Origin of the sequence: Microbacterium sp. B19, assembly GCF_000333395.1 — a bacterium.
Classification (GTDB): domain Bacteria; phylum Actinomycetota; class Actinomycetes; order Actinomycetales; family Microbacteriaceae; genus Microbacterium.
Genome location: NZ_BADA01000407.1, coordinates 1 through 555, shown reverse-complemented (window position 1 = coordinate 555; position 555 = coordinate 1). Strand labels below are relative to the sequence as shown.

2 pseudogenes are annotated in these 555 nt (G+C 67.7%); both read right to left on the bottom strand.

Going from position 1 to position 555, the window contains the following annotated elements:
• Window positions 1-257, bottom strand: a pseudogene (locus tag I5G_RS22675) (helix-hairpin-helix domain-containing protein); the annotation flags it as partial.
• A pseudogene (locus I5G_RS22670) lies at window positions 148-555 on the bottom strand (hypothetical protein); the annotation flags it as partial. The pseudogenes I5G_RS22670 and I5G_RS22675, both read right to left, overlap by 110 nt.

The window sequence follows — 555 nt, the reverse complement described above, 5'->3', positions numbered from 1 at the left end:
AGGAACTCGGGCCGGTCGAGCGCCGCCGAACCCGACAGCCAGATCGCCTCGCGTCGCGAGTGCCCGAGGCACTCGAACGCGCCGGCCGTCGCGAGAGCCTCGAGCTGCGCGGTCACGAGCCCCGTGCGACGCACGAGATCGCGAAGGTCACGGTAGGCGCCCCCGCGCTCCCGCTCCGCCACGATGCGCTCGGCGACCTTGGCACCGATCCCCGTGACACCGGCGAGCCCCATCCGCACCGCGAACGCTCCGTCGCGAGTACTGCTCGTGCGTGATCTTGCCGTCGGCTTCCATGCGGCTGAGGACATACAGCTGACGACCCTTGGTCTCGCTGTAGCCGTCGGCGGCATTGACGAGCTGCTCCTGCGTGATCTCACCGTTGTCGCGCAGCGTGTAGAGGGCTTGGATCGTGCTCTGGTCGACGTCGTCGATCGAGCCGTCGGCCTTCTTGTTGTAGGTGGTCCCGTCGTCGTCGACGATGGATCCGCCTTCACGGTCGATGCGGAAACGGTTCGGGTTCTGCACCATGCCGGCAAGGATCGCCGACTGGCCGAT